The sequence below is a fragment of the Hymenobacter volaticus genome, from assembly GCF_022921055.1.
Lineage (GTDB): Bacteria > Bacteroidota > Bacteroidia > Cytophagales > Hymenobacteraceae > Hymenobacter > Hymenobacter volaticus.
This window is the reverse complement of sequence record NZ_CP095064.1, coordinates 187,650-207,804: the sequence shown is the minus strand read 5'-3', so window position 1 is coordinate 207,804 and position 20,155 is coordinate 187,650. Positions and strand designations below refer to the sequence as shown.

Genomic DNA, 20,155 nt, shown 5'->3' with positions numbered 1-20,155 from the left:
GAGTTGCAATTCAGTGCTGACACTGATGCCGCAGCTACTCCCTATCAAGTAGCCTTGCAGTCTGCGGGTTTATCTAAGCAGTGCAGTAGCCTAGCCACTCCATCAAGGATCGTATCCGCTCAACTGCCACCAGCAAACTATTCTAAGCTATGGATATCATCGTTGACTTGCACTGCCATCCCAGCATGAAACCGTTTGGGCGCAGCTTCTCGGCCAATCAGCAGCATAACGTTCGGTCTACTTCGCCCGCCAACGTCTGGTACCACGATCGACCCTCAATTATTGATAAGGCAGTAAATTACGCGGCCCAACTCACCAAATTTCGGCAAAGTGATTTCACTAGCAGCCGGATGGGACGGGTGCGGGTAATCGTGGCTTCGCTGTATCCGCAGGAGCAGGGCTTTTTTGTTAATAGACTGGGTTCTGGCCCCGTAGGCGACATAGCCTTGGCGCTAGCTACGGGGGTTGGGCAGCGACGCATTCAAGTGCTGCAGCAGTTGCAGGATTATTTCCCGGATCTGCAAGACGAATACAAGTTTCTGCTCGAACTCGATGGCAAGTCACTAACCCTGCCGACCGGCGAAAAGGTCTGCTACCGCCTCTGCGGAACGCGGGCGGACGTTGAAATTGCCTTGCAGGAACCCAACACGCTAGCCGTCCTGCTTAGTATCGAAGGTGCCCATGCCTTTGGTTGCGGCCTCGACTTTAAGCAGCATCCAACCCAGAAGGAGAAGTTGCTGAACCATATCCAGCAAGTGAAGGCGTGGCGCCACCGCCCGCTGTTTATCACCTTTGCCCACCATTTCTACAACGAGTTGGGCGGCCACGCCGCCAGCTTGACGGGACTAGTGGCCCGACTTGCCGACCAGTCTTACGGGATGACCCTGGGATTAACCGACCTGGGCCACGCAGTGCTGCGCGAGTTGCTCGACAATACCGGGGGCCGCCGCATCCTCATCGATGTAAAGCACATGAACCGCCGCAGCCGCCAGGACTACTACCAGCTGCTCGACAACGAATACGCGGGCCAGGATATTCCCATTATTGCCAGCCACGGGGCAGTGACCGGCAACGCCGCCGACCATCACCTATTCTGGGATTTCGACATTAACTTCTACGACGACGACCTGCTGCGCATTGCCCGCTCGGGAGGGTTGCTGGGCTTGCAACTAGATGAGCGGCGGGTCGGTAGCCCAGCGGCGCTACGCAAGGCCCGCGGGCATTTACCGCGCCGTAAGATTTTGTTTCACTGGGCGGGCCTGGTTTGGAATCAGGTGCGGCACGTAGCCGAGCTCTTGGATAGCCACGGCTTGTATAGTTGGGGCAGCTTGGCATTGGGTACCGATTTCGACGGCATTGTAGACCCTATAAACGGCTACTGGACTCACGAGCAGTTGCCAGCCCTGAGCGACTACTTGCTTATGCACGCCCACAACTACCTTGGCGACCGCCCGCCGCTCACCCAAGCCGTCAACCGCGCGGTGAGCGCCGAGGAAGTAATAAGCCGCATTATGGCCGACAACGCCATGGCGTTTTTACTGAAGTACCTGCCGGCTAACTAAATAAGGGTCTTTTGTAAGCTAATGGCTGCTAGCCGCCCAAGTTGAATTGCCCCCAGTAACTATCTGATTTTCTCATGTGACTGCTATGCCCAGCCAACCTCCTACCGCCGGCCCCGAACTCCCTAATCCTTTCCTAACCCAGGACGCCGTGAAAGATGCTTGGCAGACGCTAAGCATGCTCAGAGGAAATGAAACAGGTTTATCTCCTACATCGTAGACGCGGAGGGCAACCAGTACGTGAATTTTGTGCTGAAAGGGGGGGGATGCTGTGCTTCGCGCTGACCGGCTACGTCTACGGGCTTAAAACGGCGACTAGCCCCAACCCGTAGCTGCAACCCCGACTATGAACGACGCTTCCGACTCCGCCTGCGGCCTTTCTTCGGAAGGGCAACAGGAAATGCTCAATCTTGAGCTCGGCGCGGTGTATCCAATGTGCCTTCGGCAGGCGTCCGCCGAGAACTCAATCGAGCAACCGCGCTATACTTTGAAGGAGGCCAAAAGGACAAGGTCTGATTAGGGTAACTCAACAAGCCCTGTGCTTTCGCTGGACCACCGCACCTTAGGCCTTCTTTCTCGCACGGGACTGTTAAGACGTGTTTACACCTGAGGCCAGGGAACCCAAATGCAGTGCCAGCACTGATGTGCCGCCTTGGCGGCGGGCCGATATTCAAAGGCGAATCATCCCAGGCGTTCAGTCAGACAGAATAACCAGCCCGCATCGCACTGTTTCGCCCCGTTTTCACTAGACCCCCGGGAACCGCAGGAGTCACCTCAACGCCCGCCATTCACCCACTCCAGCCCATGTCTACTGCTGATTTCGACCACGAACTGAAAGCCGCAGAACTGGCCAAGCTGCGGGCCGAAACTCACAAGCTGGCCGCCGAGGCCCATGGCTTCGACCACCCGCGATCGGCCTTCAGCCGGTGGTCGGGGCCACTCAAGGAAATCCTCACGTTGCTGGCGGGATTGGCGGCCGCCATCGGGGGCGGCTGGGCGGTGGTAACCGGCATCGAGCTGGCCACGGTGAAAAAGGAAATGCTCACCTTGGAAACCGCGCAGCTGCAGGCCGGCACCCGCGCCGCGCGCTTCCGCCTCGACAGCCTTACGGCCCGCAACCGCGGCCTGCAGCACAGCCTCCGCGCCGGCGACAGCACGCTGCGGGCCGCCGAGGCCCAGGCCATCACCCTCAGCCGGCACACCCCCGACATCGAGCAGGCGCTGGCCCGCGCCCGCGCCTTGGTGGGCTCGTTTGGCCTGCCAGCGGGGCAAGTGGCGCTGGTTGAGCACCAACTGGCCGTCGCCGAGCAGCAGCTGACCGCTGCCGAGCAGAGCGCCGGCTACCTCAGTACCGATTTGCAGGCCGCCACCGTGCGGCCCGCTAGGGCCGGGTCCGCAGCGGCCGTCCGGGCCAGCGCGGCGCCCCCCGAGGCGCTGGCCCGGACGGTACGGGGACTATTCGCGGCCGCGCCCCGCGCCCGGGGCGCGGCTTACCAAGAGCTGGTGGGCGCTTACGCCACCGCGCCCACCTTGGTGGCGGCGCTGCTGGCCCAAGCCCGCGCCCAGCCCGCCAACCTGAACGGCATTTACAACGCGCTGGTGGTGCTCGCCCACCTTCCGCAACCCCTGTTGGTCGCCGACCAGGCCGCCGTTCGCCAATTCCTCGGCGAGTTGGAACGGCAAAACCTTGGCCCGCGCATCAACGAGCGGACGACCAAGCTGCAGAGCAGGCTGGGGCCGACGGGCCGGTAGCTGGGTGAGCAGTGCCGCCCCTGCCGTGTAGTCTGGTGTCCGAACCTCGGCGCACCAGGCTGACGATAAGTAGGCCTGCCATCAATTGCCTGTCCATACTGTAAAAAGACCGCCGTGCAGAGCGCCACGAAGTATGTGAGTCTCTACTTTCTTTTTCTTGCTGGAAAGCGGCGAAATGGCTGTTGGGAGTTCTCTTCGCCGGCACCTTGACGATGGGAGCCGCCGCCTTCTTGATGCACCGCACGGGGCGGGTAGACGTCTACCACCTGACGTGGTTTGAGTATTGGGTGAAACTGCTAACCATCCCCTCGGTGGCCTTTAGCCTGTTCGTTTTTTTGGCTTGCGCCTTTGTCGCCACAGAGAAAAAGTATGCGGGCCTGCTCGTCATCGGGCTTACCCTTACGTTAATCGGCTTCGGCGTCTATCAGCATACGCTCGACGACGGCTATTTGGAAACCCAATATGTGGTCCGGTATGCAGGCTTCCTCGTCGGCTTGTTGGGCGGCTTTGCGGCCGCTCACTACGTGTTTAGAGGAGAGCGATGGGCCACCAGCCACTAGCTGACCGCGGCTTTGCTGGTGACGGGTGCCTTGGCAAGGCAAGGTTACCTAATCAACTCCTTGAAAAGGCGGGCAAGTATGTAGTTGCTGAGGTTCTCCAACTCAAAAAGGCCGTATAGCAGTACTGTCTGTTTCCACTGCAGTTATAGGTCAATTAATGGCGCTTTGGTTGGAATGGAAACAGACAGTACTGACATATGAGCAAGACAAGCAACATGCTTCACTTCTGTTAAGAGTCTGTTCGGCCGGATGAGTCAAGTTAATCGCGTTAGACAGTTCAGACGCGGCAGTGCGGCAGCCACATGGGACTGCCCACTTGACTGCAGGCGACCGTGTCCGTAGGGTGTTGTCTAAGCAAAACGTACTAAGGAAATAGCTTAGGGACTTTCACCTTATACTGTTCATGCTAAGTAAGTCGCAAGGCAAGCTAATTGGCAGAGGAATTGTTTACCACAACTAGATTTGCACTTTTCCGCACGTACTTATGACATAACTCACTGTTTTATCTCATTCCAATTTTTATTGGCTTAATCAAGTATTACCCTCGATAACGTTTACTTATCGAGGGTAATTAATAGGCTTCGCATCGTACCTAATATTAGACCTTGTTTATGTTTCCAAAGCCCGGCTACGAAGTTGATACTTATATATAGGTGTCGACTGCGTAGGTGGGCTTTGGTTTCTTCAGGTCCGCGTTGGTTTGCACTGGGCGGCTTTGCTGACGGCAGCCGGAACAAACAGGGCCTGATGGCGGCAATTGGTGTACTAGTACTTAGGCTGGCCGTTGCGGCTCCCATTCTTGCGCAAGGCCGTGCTGCTACACTTGCCACACGTGAACGTGGTTGAAAGCATACTTCCAAGTTACGAATCACCTCGCTTTATACCACCGCCATCTATTGTATGCTACCTATAATTTTAACCTTTTAATTTTATCTGCAATAAAAACAATGTGGGTCTCAATATTTGGAGAAACCTCATTTGAAAATAGGGCTTGCATCTTAAAAAATTCTGACGATAAGTTATTTTCTTGGCTTTGGGATTTAGCAACAAGTGATGTCAATGGAGCATCAATATCTCGCTTTATATATTCGTATAGGGCTTCAATTTTTTCAGGTACTGATTGAGCGTACCAAACTATTGCCCTAGATTTAATTGCTTTGATTTCAACAAAAAGAGGCCACACCCTGTTATCATAATCAACAATTGCTTTCTGAAACCTTTCATTATCGATGAACGATCTTTTATAATTACATCCATAATAACACACTTGCTTGCCCAGAAATCTCCATTCCCATACGATTTTAGTTAATTGTTCCAATATTGCTAATTGCTTATTTCTAACCTCAGAATCTCTATTTACGCCTCTAGTAAAAACAATTTCAAAAAATTTTAATAGTGCAGGTAATACAAATACAGTGACCACTGCAATAAGAAGTGCCGTAGATATATTTTGGGTATTACTAGAGTCCATGTTTAACTCATTTAACCTGAGGGAACAATGAATTTAGGCTGTTGGTGGTAAGGCTTATCCCATCGTCCAACGATATGGCTTAATAAGTAAGCATGCGTTGCATCAGTATTGCCAGTATCTTGGCTTTAAGTTGATCACAATTAAGTAGGATACTCTTATTTGGCATATATCCTCGGGAAGGGAAGAACTCTACCGCCATCGAATGTCCACAAGAATTGTTCTGGTATAAATAGTGATAGCAGGTCCGCCCGTCATTGCTTATATAGCTAAAAGGCATACTGTCCAGGCATTGGTCGGATTGCTAAGAGTTGATGTCATTGTACTGTTGTCTTTTTTCTTATAGACTTGGCTCACAATAAATTGAGCTAATGACTTCAATTTAATATTGAAGAAGTCATCCCGAATCAGTGCTACCACTGAATATCGACTATAATAGGTTTTTTTAGAAAAACAAAAGAAAAATGTTAATAGTACAATATTATGGGAAAAGCAACAACACTCTTTGGGAAAATGCTATTTTAGCTATCCTGGTTATTTCGGGTTTCGCTGTCGTCAACGAACAGGGCGAACAAATCGTTGATGAGTATTGCTAGTCGAGCACTTAAGCCTTCAGGTAACCGGTAACAGCCAATCGCTAGGGCAACTGTTTTCTGTACCCTATATATAAAGGAGTAGATCGGGGTGTGTCGCTTGGTACCGCCAGATATAGTCTTCGCCTAAGTCGGCACTAATCCTGCCACCCACTCAATGAGACTTCTACTTTTTAGAGGCACGTTTGCACGCGTCTACTTTGGCAAGACGTAGCTCAGTGCACAAACTTGAATAATCGAGGGTAATGACAACAGCTTTGTTAAGCCTGTATATCTACTTTTTTCAACTATAAGATTGTCGTTGTCGAGTAGCCTCGGCTGAGAAAGCAACTTGATTCTGCCCGGCCGGTGCGCGGTGACGTACTCCTTATATATAATAGGTATGGCCAAGCAAGAACTCGCACCCGTGGTTGAAGCAACCCAAACCGTCGGCCCGATCGGGCATCTTAAAGACTTTGCCGAGAGGGCTGCCCGCTACGTGGCTGCCGGCCTGGACGGCGCTGACAATACCAAGGAAGCGTATGCCGGCGACTGGAAGCGTTTCAACCAGTGGTGCCTGGAATATAATTGCTCGCCCTTGCCGGCGGATGTACCTACGTTGGTGGGCTTTGTCACTTACCTCACGGAGTTGGGCCGCAAGACGGCTACCATCCGACGCCACATTGCCTCGATTATCAAGGCCCATAAGCTGGCGGGCTTACCCTCGCCGAGCACCGAGGAACGGTTCAAGGTCTTCATGGAAGGCGTCAGTCGCGTCGAGGGCGTGCGGCAGCATCAAGCGCCGGCCTTCACGCTCGACCATTTCAAGCGCGTCATCTAGGCCCTTGACACCAGCCGCCCGGCGGGCCTACGGGACCGGGCGCTATTGCTGCTCGGCTTTAGTGGCGCCTTCCGCCCCGAGGAACTTGCCAACGTTAATATTGAGCACTTGCAGTTCGATGCCGACGGCTTGCTGGTGGACTTGCCGCGCAGCAAAATAACCAGCAGGGCGAAGGCGAAGAAAAGGCCGTGTTCTTTGCCCCGGACCGCCGCACCTGCCCGGTGCGGGCCGGCAAGGAGTGGCTGGAGTTGCTGCAGGCGCATGGGCACAGCACCGGCCCCTTGTTCGTGTCCTTTCGCCGGGCCCAGCGGCTAAGTACACGCCGCTTGAACACCGACTCGCTGAACCTGCTGGTGCAGCACTATCTGGGCCGCAAGTTCACGGCCCACTCGCTGCGCGCTTCCTTCGTCACCATTGCCAAGCTTAAAGGCGTCGATGACAGCAAGATCATGAACCAGACCAAGCACAAGACGACAGCCATGATTCGCCGCTATACCCGCATTGACAACGTGCGCCAGCCCAATGCGGCCCAAGAGAATGGGTTATAAAATGCCTCTTTTTCTTAGAATCTTATTCATTCTTTCACTTTGTTAGTAAGGATATGATGTGGCTACGCATAGGTGTCGACGCCGGACCAGCAGTTGCATTTGCAGCTCGGTGCCTTACGTGCCTGTAGTTGTTAAGAAGTAGAAAAGAGAAAGCCTACGCAGTAAAATTGCGGCCTGCTCTGTTAAGGTTTACAATTACTTATCCTTCACTTTACATGCCTCCATAGAATATGGCGGCGGATTTTTGCTGAAGAATGCCCCAAGTTACAATCATATTTAGGACATTTAACTACTTAAAATAGGACAATACTGTATTCAAAAGCAGCCTTGCTTAGCTATGAAGCGCTTAACCAAAATCGTTATTCTGCATTGTTTTACGAAACGCCCTTTAGTGTAGTTAGTAAAACCAGTGCTACCACTGATGAACACAACATAGGATCTAGGTAAATTCAAGTAATACTGAATGACCAGATACTGCGGGATTTTATTAATATCAAATCGAGTTATGCTTTAATTAATAAATCGCAAATATTACACGTTTTTCTGTTGTAAACATAGGTCAAAAATGTTTTGAAAATATGTGGAATCTCAACTTATTCGGGGCAAAAGGCAACAATAATCCTTCCTCCACTGACTCAAATACTATAACTGATCCTTCATCTGCCAATTATATTTTTGGTGCTAAGAACAATGTTTCTCCTTTACCTGCTGACTACTACCAAATTCATAGGAGAGTCAAAAATCCAATCATATTTAATAAAGATTTTTTTCTAGCAGAGTACAAGAGTTTGCGAGATGAAATACTGCAACGTATATCTCAGCAAACTACTGTTCTTCAAATTGCTATCACGGCGTGGGCAGCTATTCTTGCCTTTGCCCTAAAATCAGAAAAAGCAGATACCATAGATCTTACAAATGATCCATCTATATATAAACTAGTTTTGTTAATTCTTTTATACCCATTTCTTGCGCATTTTATATCATATGCATGGATATGGAACAATATTCGGGTCAGTCAATTAGGGCGATATTTGAGAAAACGTGAAAAGAGAGCTGCCAAAGTGTGTGATGTATTATTTTGGGAAAGTTATATAAAGAAGCGAGATGCAAAACACCCCGCGTATTTTTTATTTAGAGGGGGTAAAATCAAGCCGGGACTGGCAATATTTCCTGGAACGCAAATTATAGCGATTATAATTGCTGCAATAGTACAAAGTGAAACGCACTGGAAGGGCAAGAACTTAACTATTATTGCAACAGTTTTCCTTGCAACTATTATTATTACTGTATTTACTACGTTTAAAATTTGGGGTTCAGAAACGGCACAATCATCGTAACTGATCCCCCATGTAGGAGCTTGGCCGCGACAACAGTATCAGGGTCTATACCTGCCGCCAAGCTATGCTCTTCGTTGCTCAAACCCTGCGCCACTATAGTGCTATAGTCTTCCTCAACACCATCGGCGACGTGCCCGATTCCTTCTATCAAGTGTTTTTTGAGCAGTATATCGCGTAGGGCCACGGGTTCATGGGATTGCATGCCGCGATGGACAAGGAACATATGTGTCCCTGCTATTTGGGCTAGGTAAGGCATTGAGGGGGTCTGGCTACGCAGCGAAAAAGTGAAACTAGGATATGAGTTGTGCCACCCCAGTTGATGCAAGTACGCGGCCACTGGCGTTTGTTGATAAGAGGTCATGGGGGAGCTAGTATCGAATAAAGTAGGAGGCTTTTAACTAAATAACTATTTGTAGTGGTCCCTTAAGCATACGTGATTATAAACATGTGCCAGGATAGAATTAGCAATATGGGCATACGAGTCAATGAATGGCCAAGCAGACACCGGGATGGTTTTTAAATAAAAGTCTCTTTCTAGAGTCAATAAATGGAGCATAGAATGTACCATTTTCTCATCAGCTTATTCATCCTTTCACATCAGTAAACAGGGTATGATTTGGGGCTACGCATGGGTATCGACGCCAGACCAGCAACTGCATCTGCAACTCGATGCCCTGCGCGCTTTCGGTTGCCAAGAAGTGGGCAAAGAGAAGGCCTCGGCCGTCAAAGAGCGTCCCGCCTTACGCGAGCTGCTCGCCTAGCTCCAGCCCGGCGACACGTTGGTAGTCTGGAAGCTCGACCGGCTTCGGCGTTAACTAAAGCACCTAGTCAAACTCGTGCTCGGCTTGCAGCAACAACAGGCGCAGTTGGTGAGGTTGAAATACCACCTGGATACGAGTGCCGCTCAAGGCCGCTTGATGTTCAACCTGTTTGCCTCCCTGGCCGAGTTCGAGCGGGACCTGATCCGCGAGCGCACCTTGGCCGGCTTAACGGCAGCCCGGGCGGGCGACCGCCTGGATTATGCAAAGTGGCTCTAAGTAAAGCGCAGGCAGTCAAAAGTTTGTATCTGCAAAAAGATAAAACGGCCGCTGACATTGCCCAATTGCTCGGCATCGGCCGCTCTACGGTATATCGCTAGCTTGATCTGCTTGAAGTGGCCACTGGCACTACTGCGTCCTAAAGAGTATCTAAATACTGAAGGTGTTTTACTTCGGCCAATATATCTCATTAAGACCTATTATAATTTTCCTGGAGTTGCCCTGAAGTATTATATTCCTAGCGTAGAATATCTTCAGGAATTAAACTGGTTAAAAGAGGTGAAAGAATTGTTAATGCAGTTTTGAAATTTTCTAGTACTGACACCCTTGACACCAAATCACCTTCTAACTTTTGAAAAATTAAATTTTGTTCACTTGAACTAATAAACTTGAAATTTGTAATTTGTTTTTGTAAATGAATAGATTTAATATTTATAATATAATAAACTGGCACATAGCATATTGCTAGTAGCAATGCGTAAAATAGACCGTATGCGTAACTCGCTTCTCTTGGCGCAATATCGAAGCCATTTGAAAATGACATAACTGCCTTGATAGATTTAGCTAGACTTGCACTGCAAAAACCTGCTAACACTACAATGCTTGCTAATACATGAAGGGCAGTGTCAACCATGCTTTTCAAATCATTGAAATTAGATACTATTTTAATTGCATCTGCCGTATCTATAATATTAACGAATAATTTATTGCTTACAACGTACCCTACTAAAAACATAGTAATGATTAAAGGCAGGCTTAGCATAGAAATTAAAATTGAAAAAATTTGCACTATTTCGCCATGAGTAAGCAATATGTTGAAATCTTTGATTATGTTAGCCGGTGTGTAATATCCATGCAGAAAAGAAGGAAGCATGGTTATTATAAAAATACATGTGACAGAAAAAATAATAAATAAGTAAAAGTTTATGACTGGGATATCATAAATTTTCTTTATGTTAATTATATTTATAATGTATATTGGAAATGCACCTGATGCAATCGTAACCGTGCAAATAATTAATAGAGTCCATACTAAAAAGGAAGGATTACAATTAAATAATAAATTCTTATTTGTATTTACGCGAATTGCTTTCTCATTTTGTTGAGCTATTGTTGCGAAGGTGTGGGACGAATCTGATTCTGAAAGTTTAATTTTTTGAGTAATATTAAAGGTTATATATGAACTATCTGCTAGTTTTGTTACTGCTTTATTTTCTATTTTTGTGTATTGTATATAATTAGTATTAAGAACTAAAAAACTCACTAAAAATCCTATTGTTGTACATAATACTATTAACAAAAATAAATATCTGTGTCCAAGGCCTGAAGCAGTATCCATTTATCGGTAAATTGATTGATGAGTAGCTTGTTTTGTTGCTTTGGTTCATGCAATGCCGAATATATTAATATATTAATCCCTGTTTAACAAGTAAAATATAAGGTATAATATTGCATAACTAATGATGAAATACATACGAATTGTCCTTGATGAAAACTGATATCTTAATAAATAAGCAGGTAGTGAAACGCGAATGCTTATGATGGTTTAAGTATTTCTAACCGCAGTGATACATTTTCATTCCCGCTATTATCTACAACCAGGACAGGTCCTACACCAAGCGCAGAGAATTCTATAACTGAGGAGGCGGCGCCTTCGCCGGAGAGCACTATGTTGATGGCGGGAGCGCTTTTAGCATCTGCTACACGTCCAATTGTTACCGGGCCCTTCCCTTTCAGAATTAGAAAGTGTAAGCGCGAAGTAGGTGAAATTGATGAAGGCAAATCAATTAGCTTACGGCTTGCCGCGGGAATGTCCGAGAGGATATGCGCTTGTGTGTTTTCATTTGGCGACGTGAGAATATATTCCCGGAGGGTATACGCCGCCAACCCCGCAATCAATAAGCCCGAGAGCTAAAGAATAAACCGAAACGCGACATCGTAAGACCAATTAGCTGGTAAAGAAATCCATTCCAGGAACTTATCCCTTTTAGAAAGAACGTAACCTGTCAGAAAGGAGCCCACGGCGGTTCCTAGCCGCGTAAAACGTTCCGCTTCCGCCTGGGTATCTGGGGAAACATAAATTCCGAGCAGCCAACCACAAGCTACACCAAAGTTGAGTAAGCAAATATCCAGAAAGCATTCCCTCGAGTCCGAAACCCGGTAATAGGTAAAGCCAAATAACAGGCTGTACAGAATCAATCCAAATGCGAAAGTTAATATACCTGATACTACTTGGTCAGAGAACTTTAGCGAACTCAGAAAATTCTTTTTTACAGACGCGCTCATTGCTTTGAGGTTTAGTAAGAGATTAATTCCAAGTAGAATAAGGAGCAATTTCCTGCTTACGACCTGGTCAAAAAGCTTAGTCCCAAACTTAGAAAAACATGGAACGTACCACCAAGGGTGTTCAAAAACATCCTCAACCAAAGTAAACCGCCGTGCTACTCTAAGATGCAAATCCCAGCATGTGATTATTATTTATCGTAAAGCGAAGGCATAGCAGGCGCCGCACTTCATAAAACTGAACTACTCCCTGTACTTGAATATATTAACCCGGGCCAATACATTAAAGGTGAGCCTGTCCTTGAACTGCTCACTGGTCAGCGTCTGGAAGGTGTCTGCCAGCTCTACCGTCAAGCCGCCTACGGGGTTTGCCAACCAGTTATCATTAAGCAAATAAAAGCCTACCCCTACATTCAATGGATTCACCCTTCCTGTTTTATCTAGGGATGCGTCCCGGTTGTAATAAGAATTCATTCTTCCGTATAGCGAGAACGCCGCATTGTTAAGTTTGTGAGGCTTGAGATATACGTCAATATTTACTGGGATTGCCGTACGCCTCAAATAATTGCCTGCGAAGCCAATGTTGTCCTTTTTTATGATTCGCGTAGCGGTCGTGGATGGAGTCGGTGTCGTGGTAATTGTGGTTACATCTTCCACAATAACTTCGCGTAATTCGCTGAAATTATCCTGTTTGGTCATCCCGAGGGTAACGCCTGCCAGCAAAATCAATTTTTTTTGTAAGATGTTGGGGTGCCAGTAGTTGAGGCCCACTTCGGCCGTCAGGCCGTCAAATCGCTTGGCATAGAATTGCTCAGTAAACGGCAGGGAAGCATCGTAGCGATTGAACTTGTTCACGGCGTATCCTCCGCGTCCGATAAGCCACAGTTCGAAGGGAGCTTTTAAATCGGTTACCAGCCCGTCCAGCATGCGGGTGATTTCTTTCTTTCTTACGTTGGATGTTTGCGGGTCCTGGGCCTCCTGCGCCAGTTTCGTCATGTCCGCCGTGGTCTTGGCAACCAGTTCGTTCGTTCCCCCGTCCACAAGGCGGTATCCGTACTTGAGCCGAATGTCTGCCGATGGTTGCACCTTCCCGTTCGAGAAGATCGTAGAAAAAGAGTTGAGCGCTTTTCCGCTCACAGTCAATCCATACCAATAGGGATTGACCGCATAGTGCGTGGTGAGGCCCTCGGTAGTGCGGGTAGTAGTGTATTTATAGTTGATATAAGCGAGCTGGATTTTCTTGTCTGCCGAGTTTAAAGAGAGGATGCCTCCACCGTACTGTGAATAATCAATCGAGCTTTTGCCTCCCGAGCCCTCCAGCACGTTCTGGCAATGAGCCCAGCCGCTCGCAAGCAAAAGAAAACACATCGTTAAGCCGGTCCAAGTTTTTTTCATAGGAAAGTCTTTTAAAAACTCCTGTTATCGGCATCAGTATTGATTTCTTTCATATAGTAGGTGTAACCGTTGGGTCCGAAAGCTTTTTTGTCACTTGTGCTCGCTGGCTTCAGCCCAATACCTGTAACCGTGATGGTGGCCGTTGAGCCAGGATCACCGTCCATGAGAATGTATACATCCAAATCATGATCCTGCGTGGTGAACTCATCAAAGTTGACTAACCACTTCGTTCCGTTGAATACCTTATTATTTGTAACATCTCGCCCTTCAAGCAAGATGGTTTTCAGGTTTTTTGCTTGCGCGGAAACTTCAATCGCGAGGTTTTTTATTACCGTTCCCATGGGTTCCCTAAAAAAGTTATATGGATGAATTGCCGTTTTGTAGGTTAGAGTTTGCTTTAAGAATCCCTGGAAATGCACTTGGCGGCTTTGAGTTGTTGTACACGATTCATCGATTTGCTCGGCCTTGGGTCCCTTTAGATACCGCGCATGCATGAGAGTTTTGACGCTGCAGTCGGCTTTGGTCGTGTTGTGAATGGTGATAGAGGTGGGAGCGATGAACCGGTCGAACTGATTGGGCGCGCCGATTTTTATAAAGTCTGTGTTGAAATTGAACCGCTCAAGCAAGGTAAGTGCCATGCATAAGGAGGTGTTGGGGTATTCCCCAATACTGCCTTTTTAACGAGCGCACCGCATCAGTACCAGCACTGAAACTGGCCTCACAGAATGGCTTCTTCTAATTTTGCGCTTCTGACTTCAGCTATTGTAGAAACTAAAAAGCAGCTATACATTTTTTCTCCGTAGACTCTTACCAGTGGCATAATCCTAGAAATGTCTTTTAAAAGGTTATAGCTGGATGGTATAGATTTACAATCTTGTTCTTCAGGTAATGTGCTTTGAGTGAAACGCAATTGGGTGCGCTTACAAGCCAAAAAGTCCGCTCTACAGTCCTGATTGAGCCTATTGAGCTGGTTTCATGAACTAAGTACATCAAATACTCCATAAGGATGAGCTTCTTAAACGACCGTAATTGTTGCAGTACCAGTAGGCCTGCATTTGGGTGCGTTCGTAGAGAGAGTATGCAAGGCAAAAAGCAGCTTACGGATTAGGAACGTATCGCTTACGCCTCTCGGAGTTTGTGTTTATGGCTACTATCCTTGCCCGTGCCGTGGCTATTGCGCCCTGACTACCTCTGCGGACAATACGTTCGCGCTTCGTTCGGTCTGTTTTTGAGAAGATGTAGGCAGACCCTTGCAGAATTCTAGTTATTAGCGAGGAGTTAATGTAGTTAGCTCAACGCAAACGCGTTGCAACTTCACACAATTTGAGGTGAGCGGGCAACAGTTCCAGCAGCACGTTCGCTTACCCCTCCCTGAAGTGCCGCCGAAGACCATTCAATCCTACATATTACTTTCATTTGGTAAGGTAAGCTCGCGCCTCGACGGTAGCCCAGTTACATTCAAAGCAGGAGCGGTCTTAGAATGTAACTTTTATATGGAAAGGAAATAATACCAACTCAATACAGCGGTATTAGCTTAGCTGGTAGGAGCCACGCTCAGTTAGATAGGCTATAGACCAGGTTTAGAGAAGGGGGCTATCGCTTCTTCCTGCGACGCCACAGCCAATAGCTCATCAGCCCTATTCCGATGACTGTCATAGTTAAGACGGCTGGCTCGACCGCGATGCCCATGTTATAGCCGCTTCCATGCTTACCGCGCCACGACTCGTAGCTACAGCCCGCTAGGAGGGTTGTTATGATAATGCTAACCAGGACCAAACGGTGGGCCGACCCAGCAGCGTGACAGGGACGCATTTGTAAGCGGGAGGTTACGCGTTCTTCTTGGGGCGTCCAGGACCTTTGCCGGTACCGGTGGCCTTGGGCTGGCGCTCCTTTTTAGCAGGCGTGTAGCCGGGCTCCAGCATCTGACTGATCTCGCCTAACAGTACCTCCACTTGATTCATATTCTTGCGCACCTGCTGCAGCAGGGTTTCGTTGGCTTCCGCATTCTGGAGTAACTCTTGCAGCTTGGAAAGGTCGAGGTTGGCCATGAAATAGAGGGATGTGGATGCTGAGAAAAAGGAAGTAAGACAGAGTTGCCAAGATAGTGAAGCACACCGCATAATGGGTTAGACTCTATACTTAAGGTTTATCATAACCAAGTGGCAAAATCTAACTTCGCTAATTAAGTCTTATCATAACTTATAATTTCCTTGGCTTTGGTTGCTGACTTAGCTACGACAAGGAAGACTTGCATACCTAAATTTTTTCTTTTTGGATTTTTGGTTTGTCTGATCGCACGGTGGGAATTCGGAATGCGGTTTACCAAGACGATCGTTCGTCTCTCCCTGTGACCGGTGCCAGCGGCGTGTAGGCGTACTTGCTGACCCTTTTCCTGATGTTCTTACCAGAATAATGACGCAAGCACACGTTGTTACCTGCTCCTATCTCAGAGGTAATCGACTCCCATCTTAAGGTGATCTCCTACCTTCTTACAACACGAAGTGGTAGGCAAGGTCTAGTATCACGCCAAACGACCACTAATAACAGCACTGCACTGTTTGTGACATACTAGGAACACCATTTACTAGGATGGCACACATATCAACTGGCTTTTGATATTAACAGAACTAAGCATGCTCATTCAATCTAGAGTGGTCCCAGTTTTAAAAGGGCAAAGGATTTTGTGCCAATGGTGCTAGGAACTGCTCTTTGCCTTTTCCACCTTTAGACGAGTGTTGAGCCTAGCTAACTATAGTAGTACGCCGATAGCCAGAAGCTTTACTAATTCAAATTCAATCTATTTCAAAATACTAATGGCGAAAAAGGCACTAGCTAAACACAAAATAGAAACTCTGAAAGACTTTACAGAGAAGATAGAAGAGTTATTACCACTCTCAGAAGACAGGATATTATGGTATAGAGGTTCTGGTTCTACAGATTACACCTTAGCTCCAAGCCTTCATAGGCACCCCTCAATTACAAATAATGAAGAGTTACTTGAGCTAGAAGGCAAAATCATTGACAGATTCAATCAAAGGTCAGTACCATATGTGTCAACTAATTTTATAAAAGAGTGGGAAATTCTATTTTATATTCAGCATTTCGGTATTCCAAGCAGATTACTGGATTGGACAGAAAACCCATTTGTAGCTCTATATTTTGCTTTGACCTCAGCAGTTACTAAAAGAGTTAAGGGTGAGACAGTATATGCTACAGATGTTAATGTTTGGGTACTAGATCCTGTATTATGGAATAGAGCAGTTCTTAGTGATAATACATATACAGGAGGTATTCTATCCTTAGAGAGTAAGCATTTAACTGCATACGAACCCAGAACAAGTTTTGAACTGATGAAGAATGATCCAGTCTGCATGTTCGGAACATATAACAGTGCTAGAATTGTAGCGCAAAGAGGGGTGTTCTCTGTTTTCGGAAAGAATAGAAAACCTATGGAAACAGTTGCAATAGAAGGTGGGTTCAACCCAAATACGCTTCAATGCTTCTATATTGAAATTAAAGATATTGAGCCTCTACTTACTTCTCTAATTTCAATTGGAATAACTGATTCTGTAATATTCCCAGATCTATCTGGACTTGCAACCGAACTCAAACGTTTTTTTAAATTTCGTGTGTAATGTTTGTAGTAAGAAGCTTCGATGGTAAAAATATAAGTTGGTGGCACATGGAAAAGGATCAAATTGATTTTGAGCCTCTCTATCAACGTAAAGGGCAATTGTGGAGTGATAGGGACAAAGCCTTTCTAATTGATTCGGTAATTAACAAGTTTGATATTCCAAAAATATACGTTGCTGATTTTACTTTTGGTAATTCTAATGGTCTTGATTTAAATCCAAGCCGAAAGTCTTATGCTATAATTGATGGAAAGCAGAGGTTGGAAGCATTATTCGATTTTATTGACAATAAAATCGCTCTTAACAACGATTTTGTATACATGGATGACCCTACAGTTGAATTAGGAGGTCTTACATATAAGGATCTAAAAGTAAAGTTTCCTAGGATTGCCAATAATTTTGACAATTTCCCTCTTAATGTCATGAGTGTAATTACTGACCAAGAAGGAATGATCAACGAATTATTTGTCAGATTAAATAAAAGTAAACCTTTGACTGGTTCTGAGTTAAGAAACGCAATGGAAGGGTTAGTTCCAAAGCTAATACAGGATATTTCTAATCATTATTTCTTCAAGAAAAACATTAAATTTAACATAGCTAGAGCGCAGGATCTTAACACAGCTGCAAAATTACTTCTTATAGAATTCAGAGGTAAGTTTGTTAATATAAAGAAAATTGATTTGGATAGATTTGTATCTGAGGCCAAGGAAGCAGAATCGTCTAACTTTGATTCAGCTGAAAAAAGAGTAAATTCTATTCTTGCACTTATGCATGAAGCATTTGAGGAAAAAGACCTTTTATTAAAGACATCTGGCGTAATACCAGTTTATTATTGGCTATTTAAAAATCATCAAAATGACTACAAGATTTTAAGGGAATTCATATTTTTGTTTGAGTCAGCAAGATTAGAATTTATTAAAATACAGAAAAGTCAATCAAAAGGTCTGTTTTTGATAGATCTTCCAAGCGAAAATTTGGAAATTATTAAGAATGATACAAGACTTATCGATAAAAAAGATTCTATCAGTAGGCAATTATTATATATGGTTAGGGTTGTCAATTACGAGCAATATCAAAATGGCTTAAGAAATCCTAACGATCAAAGCGGTTTGGTAAGTGCGTATACTGCAATCGAAAAAGGCTTTGCTTTTTATATTGATCAATTTGTTAGGGGTAGTAGCACTTCTAAACCTGCAAAGAAAAAGTAAGTATAATAGTGCCTTAACTGAATAAGTTAAGGCACTATTATGTAAAAGCATCTGCTTGCTTTAAACAACGCTTATATAACTTAGCAAGCTTTCATTCTATTCTGATTAACGCTTGTACCCGAGTATTATCAGCTTCTAAAAGCCAAACATCGTAAGTCTGTACTCTGGACATTTTGTAAACGCTCTATTATAAGGTGTCCATAAATGAATCATGGCAGTTGCAGAAGTCTCGCTCCAGCTTAGTAGGTTGACGAACTAAGTGAGCTGGTGGTAGAAAAAGCATCTATTCACAGCCTACTGGCTGCTAATATGTTCCTTTTAGATGTACAACAGCTACTTGTGCTATCGGACTCACCCCGAAAAAGTGGCAGCTTATAGCCGCTTGCCCGCTGCGCCCTACGTGCTATTTTGCCGAGGGACGGTGCCTCTCTGGAACCAGAGCTGCACCGCGTGGAAGATGTTTTGACTGACGCGTTGGGGTAATTTATAGTTCTGATGACAGCCATGAAGACCTTACTTATCGCCTTACTGCTGCTGGCTACCGGCCGGGCACAAGCGCAATTCCTGTCACTGAAAAAGCTGCTGGTGGTGGCCGAAAACGCACAGGAGAATTTCCATGGGGAGAACAGGCAACCCATCGCGTCGGAAAAGGTGCTGCGAGAAGCGGGGTTCGCACGCGTGCGGTGGCGGGAAAACGACCCAGATATTGACAGCAATCCCGCGTCCTATAAACTCTACTCGAGGACGACGGATGCCTTCCTCCTCTTTCACGCCGATGCCCATGGCCGGCTGCTGGAGGAGCTGGTGTACCGCGTCAGCAGCCCCGCGTGCGTGATACAGCTGCGCAAGCAGTTGGTAGCGGCCGGCTTTGTGATGCTGAAACCTGAGGTGGTGCCTGCGCAAGATCCGAATGCCCTAGTTGCGCATTTTTCGCCTTTCGACCTCTACTGCAGTAGTCCAGACTATATCGTCACGATAACGGGCGAAGTAGATGCGGCAGGTAAAGACCTGCACCGCTATTCCGTCTCCATCGAGCGCGAAGCCGCTATGCAGCAGATGCAGGACGAAATCAACGCTGTAAACGAGCAGGTACAGCAAGCCGACCAGACGAAACCAATCCTAACGCCGCCTCAGCGATGAATAGCCCTGTTACGTGTTGCAAGCGTCCTCACTAGAATGTAAATCGGCCCGTCCGAAGATCAATAACAAGTGCAAATGCTGGTTGGACAGCTGTTAAAGGTACGTTCAATAAATGCCAATTGGGATAGCGCATATACAATCTAGCTATTTTAACTTTTCAACAATTTACTGATTAATGCCACATACCTGAAGATCCTGAGAAAAGGTAACATAGGATTACCGTAAATGACAGAATTAAAACTGTCAAAAAATAAAGTGATTTATGTATAATCAATAAAAACTTATTTTTGTTTTTGAAAAATAGCATTCCTTTGTGGCACATAAAAATCAAAAGCAAGTACCATAAAATGAATAATGTTATCCCACTGCATTGAGTTGAACTAGTAAAAAGTTTGTTATATACATTAATTATTGGTATAGTGAAATAAAGATTGGCAAATAATACTAAAGCGTAGATCCAATAGGAAGTATTTTTTATAACAGTTTTAGTGTTCATTTTCTGATATTTTAAACACACTTTAAAGGGAATAAACATCACTGATAAAGGTTCTTAACTAGTAAGTTCGACTATTGTAGGAGCCTCATACTTTTTGGGGATAAGCAAGGGAATAAGCTGTTTTTATTTCACCCGATGGAAAGGAACAAAACCAGTTATAAGCATGAATTATAGGTAAGTTTAAAAGATGATTATGGCTGTTATAGCTATAAAAATCAAGATGATTAGTGTCGCGAAAGAGGTCAGTGATATCAATGTCATTAAATCAATTTAGAAGTCAGACAATCAGGTTTTGAAAGGGTTTGGTTCTCCACCGAACATTGCCAT

At 46.1% G+C, this 20,155-nt stretch carries 17 protein-coding genes and 1 pseudogene; 12 read left to right on the top strand and 6 right to left on the bottom strand.

Annotated elements, in window-relative coordinates; genetic code table 11:
• Positions 1-149 precede the first annotated feature (149 nt).
• The 4 genes from MUN86_RS26475 to MUN86_RS26465 all read left to right on the top strand — a co-directional run bounded on the left by MUN86_RS26475 (position 150) and on the right by MUN86_RS26465 (position 3,871).
• On the top strand, positions 150-1,562 hold the full coding sequence (locus MUN86_RS26475) for a membrane dipeptidase (protein WP_245126800.1): 1,413 nt from the start codon (positions 150-152) through the stop codon (positions 1,560-1,562).
• A gap of 85 nt (positions 1,563-1,647) precedes the next feature.
• Complete coding sequence (locus MUN86_RS31420; RefSeq protein ID WP_280640664.1) at positions 1,648-1,779, top strand: hypothetical protein; 132 nt, start codon at positions 1,648-1,650, stop codon at positions 1,777-1,779.
• Positions 1,780-2,363: 584 nt separating this feature from the next.
• Positions 2,364-3,311 (top strand): hypothetical protein, encoded by a 948-nt coding sequence (locus MUN86_RS26470; protein ID WP_245126799.1) that lies wholly within the window; start codon positions 2,364-2,366, stop codon positions 3,309-3,311.
• A gap of 212 nt (positions 3,312-3,523) precedes the next feature.
• Positions 3,524-3,871 carry a hypothetical protein gene (locus tag MUN86_RS26465; RefSeq protein ID WP_245126798.1) on the top strand — a complete coding sequence of 116 codons (348 nt, stop codon included), beginning with the start codon at positions 3,524-3,526 and terminating at the stop codon, positions 3,869-3,871.
• A 907-nt stretch (positions 3,872-4,778) separates the two neighbouring features.
• Here MUN86_RS26465 and MUN86_RS26460 read toward each other — a convergent pair.
• Positions 4,779-5,342 carry a hypothetical protein gene (locus MUN86_RS26460; RefSeq protein WP_245126797.1) on the bottom strand — a complete coding sequence of 188 codons (564 nt, stop codon included), beginning with the start codon at positions 5,340-5,342 and terminating at the stop codon, positions 4,779-4,781.
• Between the two features lie 972 nt (positions 5,343-6,314).
• Here MUN86_RS26460 and MUN86_RS26455 point away from each other — a divergent pair.
• The 3 genes from MUN86_RS26455 to MUN86_RS26445 all read left to right on the top strand — a co-directional run bounded on the left by MUN86_RS26455 (position 6,315) and on the right by MUN86_RS26445 (position 8,637).
• Entirely contained in the window at positions 6,315-6,752 is a 438-nt protein-coding gene (locus MUN86_RS26455; RefSeq protein ID WP_245126796.1) for a site-specific integrase, read from the top strand.
• Positions 6,753-6,940: 188 nt separating this feature from the next.
• A complete protein-coding gene (locus MUN86_RS26450) occupies positions 6,941-7,300 on the top strand; it encodes a tyrosine-type recombinase/integrase (RefSeq protein WP_245126795.1) in 360 nt (119 codons plus the stop codon).
• A gap of 578 nt (positions 7,301-7,878) precedes the next feature.
• Positions 7,879-8,637: a hypothetical protein gene (locus MUN86_RS26445; RefSeq protein WP_245126794.1), complete on the top strand. Its 759-nt coding sequence runs from the start codon at positions 7,879-7,881 to the stop codon at positions 8,635-8,637.
• On the opposite strand, the gene MUN86_RS26440 is transcribed toward MUN86_RS26445, so the two are convergent.
• Complete coding sequence (locus MUN86_RS26440) at positions 8,600-8,839, bottom strand: hypothetical protein (RefSeq protein ID WP_245126793.1); 240 nt, start codon at positions 8,837-8,839, stop codon at positions 8,600-8,602. The two genes, MUN86_RS26445 and MUN86_RS26440, sit on opposite strands and share 38 nt — an antisense overlap.
• A gap of 409 nt (positions 8,840-9,248) precedes the next feature.
• Between MUN86_RS26440 and MUN86_RS26435 the strand changes: the two are divergent.
• Positions 9,249-9,674 (top strand): annotated as a pseudogene (locus MUN86_RS26435) (recombinase family protein).
• Entirely contained in the window at positions 9,665-9,775 is a 111-nt protein-coding gene (locus MUN86_RS32535; RefSeq protein WP_375379518.1) for a helix-turn-helix domain-containing protein, read from the top strand. The pseudogene MUN86_RS26435 and the gene MUN86_RS32535 overlap by 10 nt, the downstream one beginning before the upstream one ends.
• Before the next feature lie 137 nt (positions 9,776-9,912).
• On the opposite strand, the gene MUN86_RS26430 is transcribed toward MUN86_RS32535, so the two are convergent.
• The 4 genes from MUN86_RS26430 to MUN86_RS26415 all read right to left on the bottom strand — a co-directional run bounded on the left by MUN86_RS26430 (position 9,913) and on the right by MUN86_RS26415 (position 15,400).
• Entirely contained in the window at positions 9,913-11,013 is a 1,101-nt protein-coding gene (locus MUN86_RS26430; RefSeq protein ID WP_245126792.1) for a hypothetical protein, read from the bottom strand.
• Between the two features lie 1,187 nt (positions 11,014-12,200).
• The gene (locus MUN86_RS26425) at positions 12,201-13,352 is read right to left on the bottom strand and encodes a hypothetical protein (RefSeq protein WP_245126791.1); all 1,152 of its coding nucleotides are present in this window, start codon (positions 13,350-13,352) and stop codon (positions 12,201-12,203) included.
• 11 nt (positions 13,353-13,363) lie between these two features.
• Complete coding sequence (locus tag MUN86_RS26420; RefSeq protein ID WP_245126790.1) at positions 13,364-13,990, bottom strand: hypothetical protein; 627 nt, start codon at positions 13,988-13,990, stop codon at positions 13,364-13,366.
• Positions 13,991-15,178: 1,188 nt separating this feature from the next.
• Complete coding sequence (locus MUN86_RS26415; protein ID WP_245126789.1) at positions 15,179-15,400, bottom strand: hypothetical protein; 222 nt, start codon at positions 15,398-15,400, stop codon at positions 15,179-15,181.
• Between the two features lie 765 nt (positions 15,401-16,165).
• Here MUN86_RS26415 and MUN86_RS26410 point away from each other — a divergent pair.
• From MUN86_RS26410 to MUN86_RS26400, 3 genes are all read left to right on the top strand, one after another.
• Positions 16,166-16,987: an FRG domain-containing protein gene (locus MUN86_RS26410; protein WP_245126788.1), complete on the top strand. Its 822-nt coding sequence runs from the start codon at positions 16,166-16,168 to the stop codon at positions 16,985-16,987.
• Between the two features lie 47 nt (positions 16,988-17,034).
• On the top strand, positions 17,035-18,192 hold the full coding sequence (locus MUN86_RS26405; protein WP_245126787.1) for a DUF262 domain-containing protein: 1,158 nt from the start codon (positions 17,035-17,037) through the stop codon (positions 18,190-18,192).
• Between the two features lie 504 nt (positions 18,193-18,696).
• A complete protein-coding gene (locus tag MUN86_RS26400; protein WP_245126786.1) occupies positions 18,697-19,332 on the top strand; it encodes a hypothetical protein in 636 nt (211 codons plus the stop codon).
• Positions 19,333-20,155 lie beyond the last annotated feature (823 nt).

Excerpts from the sequence above, each read along its gene's own strand:
- MUN86_RS26475 (WP_245126800.1), top strand. The coding sequence starts at position 150 with ATGGATATCATCGTTGACTTGCACTGCCATCCCAGCATGAAACCGTTT.
- MUN86_RS31420 (WP_280640664.1), top strand. The coding sequence starts at position 1,648 with ATGCCCAGCCAACCTCCTACCGCCGGCCCCGAACTCCCTAATCCTTTC.
- MUN86_RS26470 (WP_245126799.1), top strand. The coding sequence starts at position 2,364 with ATGTCTACTGCTGATTTCGACCACGAACTGAAAGCCGCAGAACTGGCC.
- MUN86_RS26465 (WP_245126798.1), top strand. The coding sequence starts at position 3,524 with ATGGGAGCCGCCGCCTTCTTGATGCACCGCACGGGGCGGGTAGACGTC.
- MUN86_RS26460 (WP_245126797.1), bottom strand. The coding sequence starts at position 5,342 with ATGGACTCTAGTAATACCCAAAATATATCTACGGCACTTCTTATTGCA.
- MUN86_RS26455 (WP_245126796.1), top strand. The coding sequence starts at position 6,315 with ATGGCCAAGCAAGAACTCGCACCCGTGGTTGAAGCAACCCAAACCGTC.
- MUN86_RS26445 (WP_245126794.1), top strand. The coding sequence starts at position 7,879 with ATGTGGAATCTCAACTTATTCGGGGCAAAAGGCAACAATAATCCTTCC.
- MUN86_RS26440 (WP_245126793.1), bottom strand. The coding sequence starts at position 8,839 with ATGCAATCCCATGAACCCGTGGCCCTACGCGATATACTGCTCAAAAAA.
- MUN86_RS26430 (WP_245126792.1), bottom strand. The coding sequence starts at position 11,013 with ATGGATACTGCTTCAGGCCTTGGACACAGATATTTATTTTTGTTAATA.
- MUN86_RS26425 (WP_245126791.1), bottom strand. The coding sequence starts at position 13,352 with ATGAAAAAAACTTGGACCGGCTTAACGATGTGTTTTCTTTTGCTTGCG.
- MUN86_RS26420 (WP_245126790.1), bottom strand. The coding sequence starts at position 13,990 with ATGGCACTTACCTTGCTTGAGCGGTTCAATTTCAACACAGACTTTATA.
- MUN86_RS26415 (WP_245126789.1), bottom strand. The coding sequence starts at position 15,400 with ATGGCCAACCTCGACCTTTCCAAGCTGCAAGAGTTACTCCAGAATGCG.
- MUN86_RS26410 (WP_245126788.1), top strand. The coding sequence starts at position 16,166 with ATGGCGAAAAAGGCACTAGCTAAACACAAAATAGAAACTCTGAAAGAC.
- MUN86_RS26405 (WP_245126787.1), top strand. The coding sequence starts at position 17,035 with ATGGAAAAGGATCAAATTGATTTTGAGCCTCTCTATCAACGTAAAGGG.
- MUN86_RS26400 (WP_245126786.1), top strand. The coding sequence starts at position 18,697 with ATGAAGACCTTACTTATCGCCTTACTGCTGCTGGCTACCGGCCGGGCA.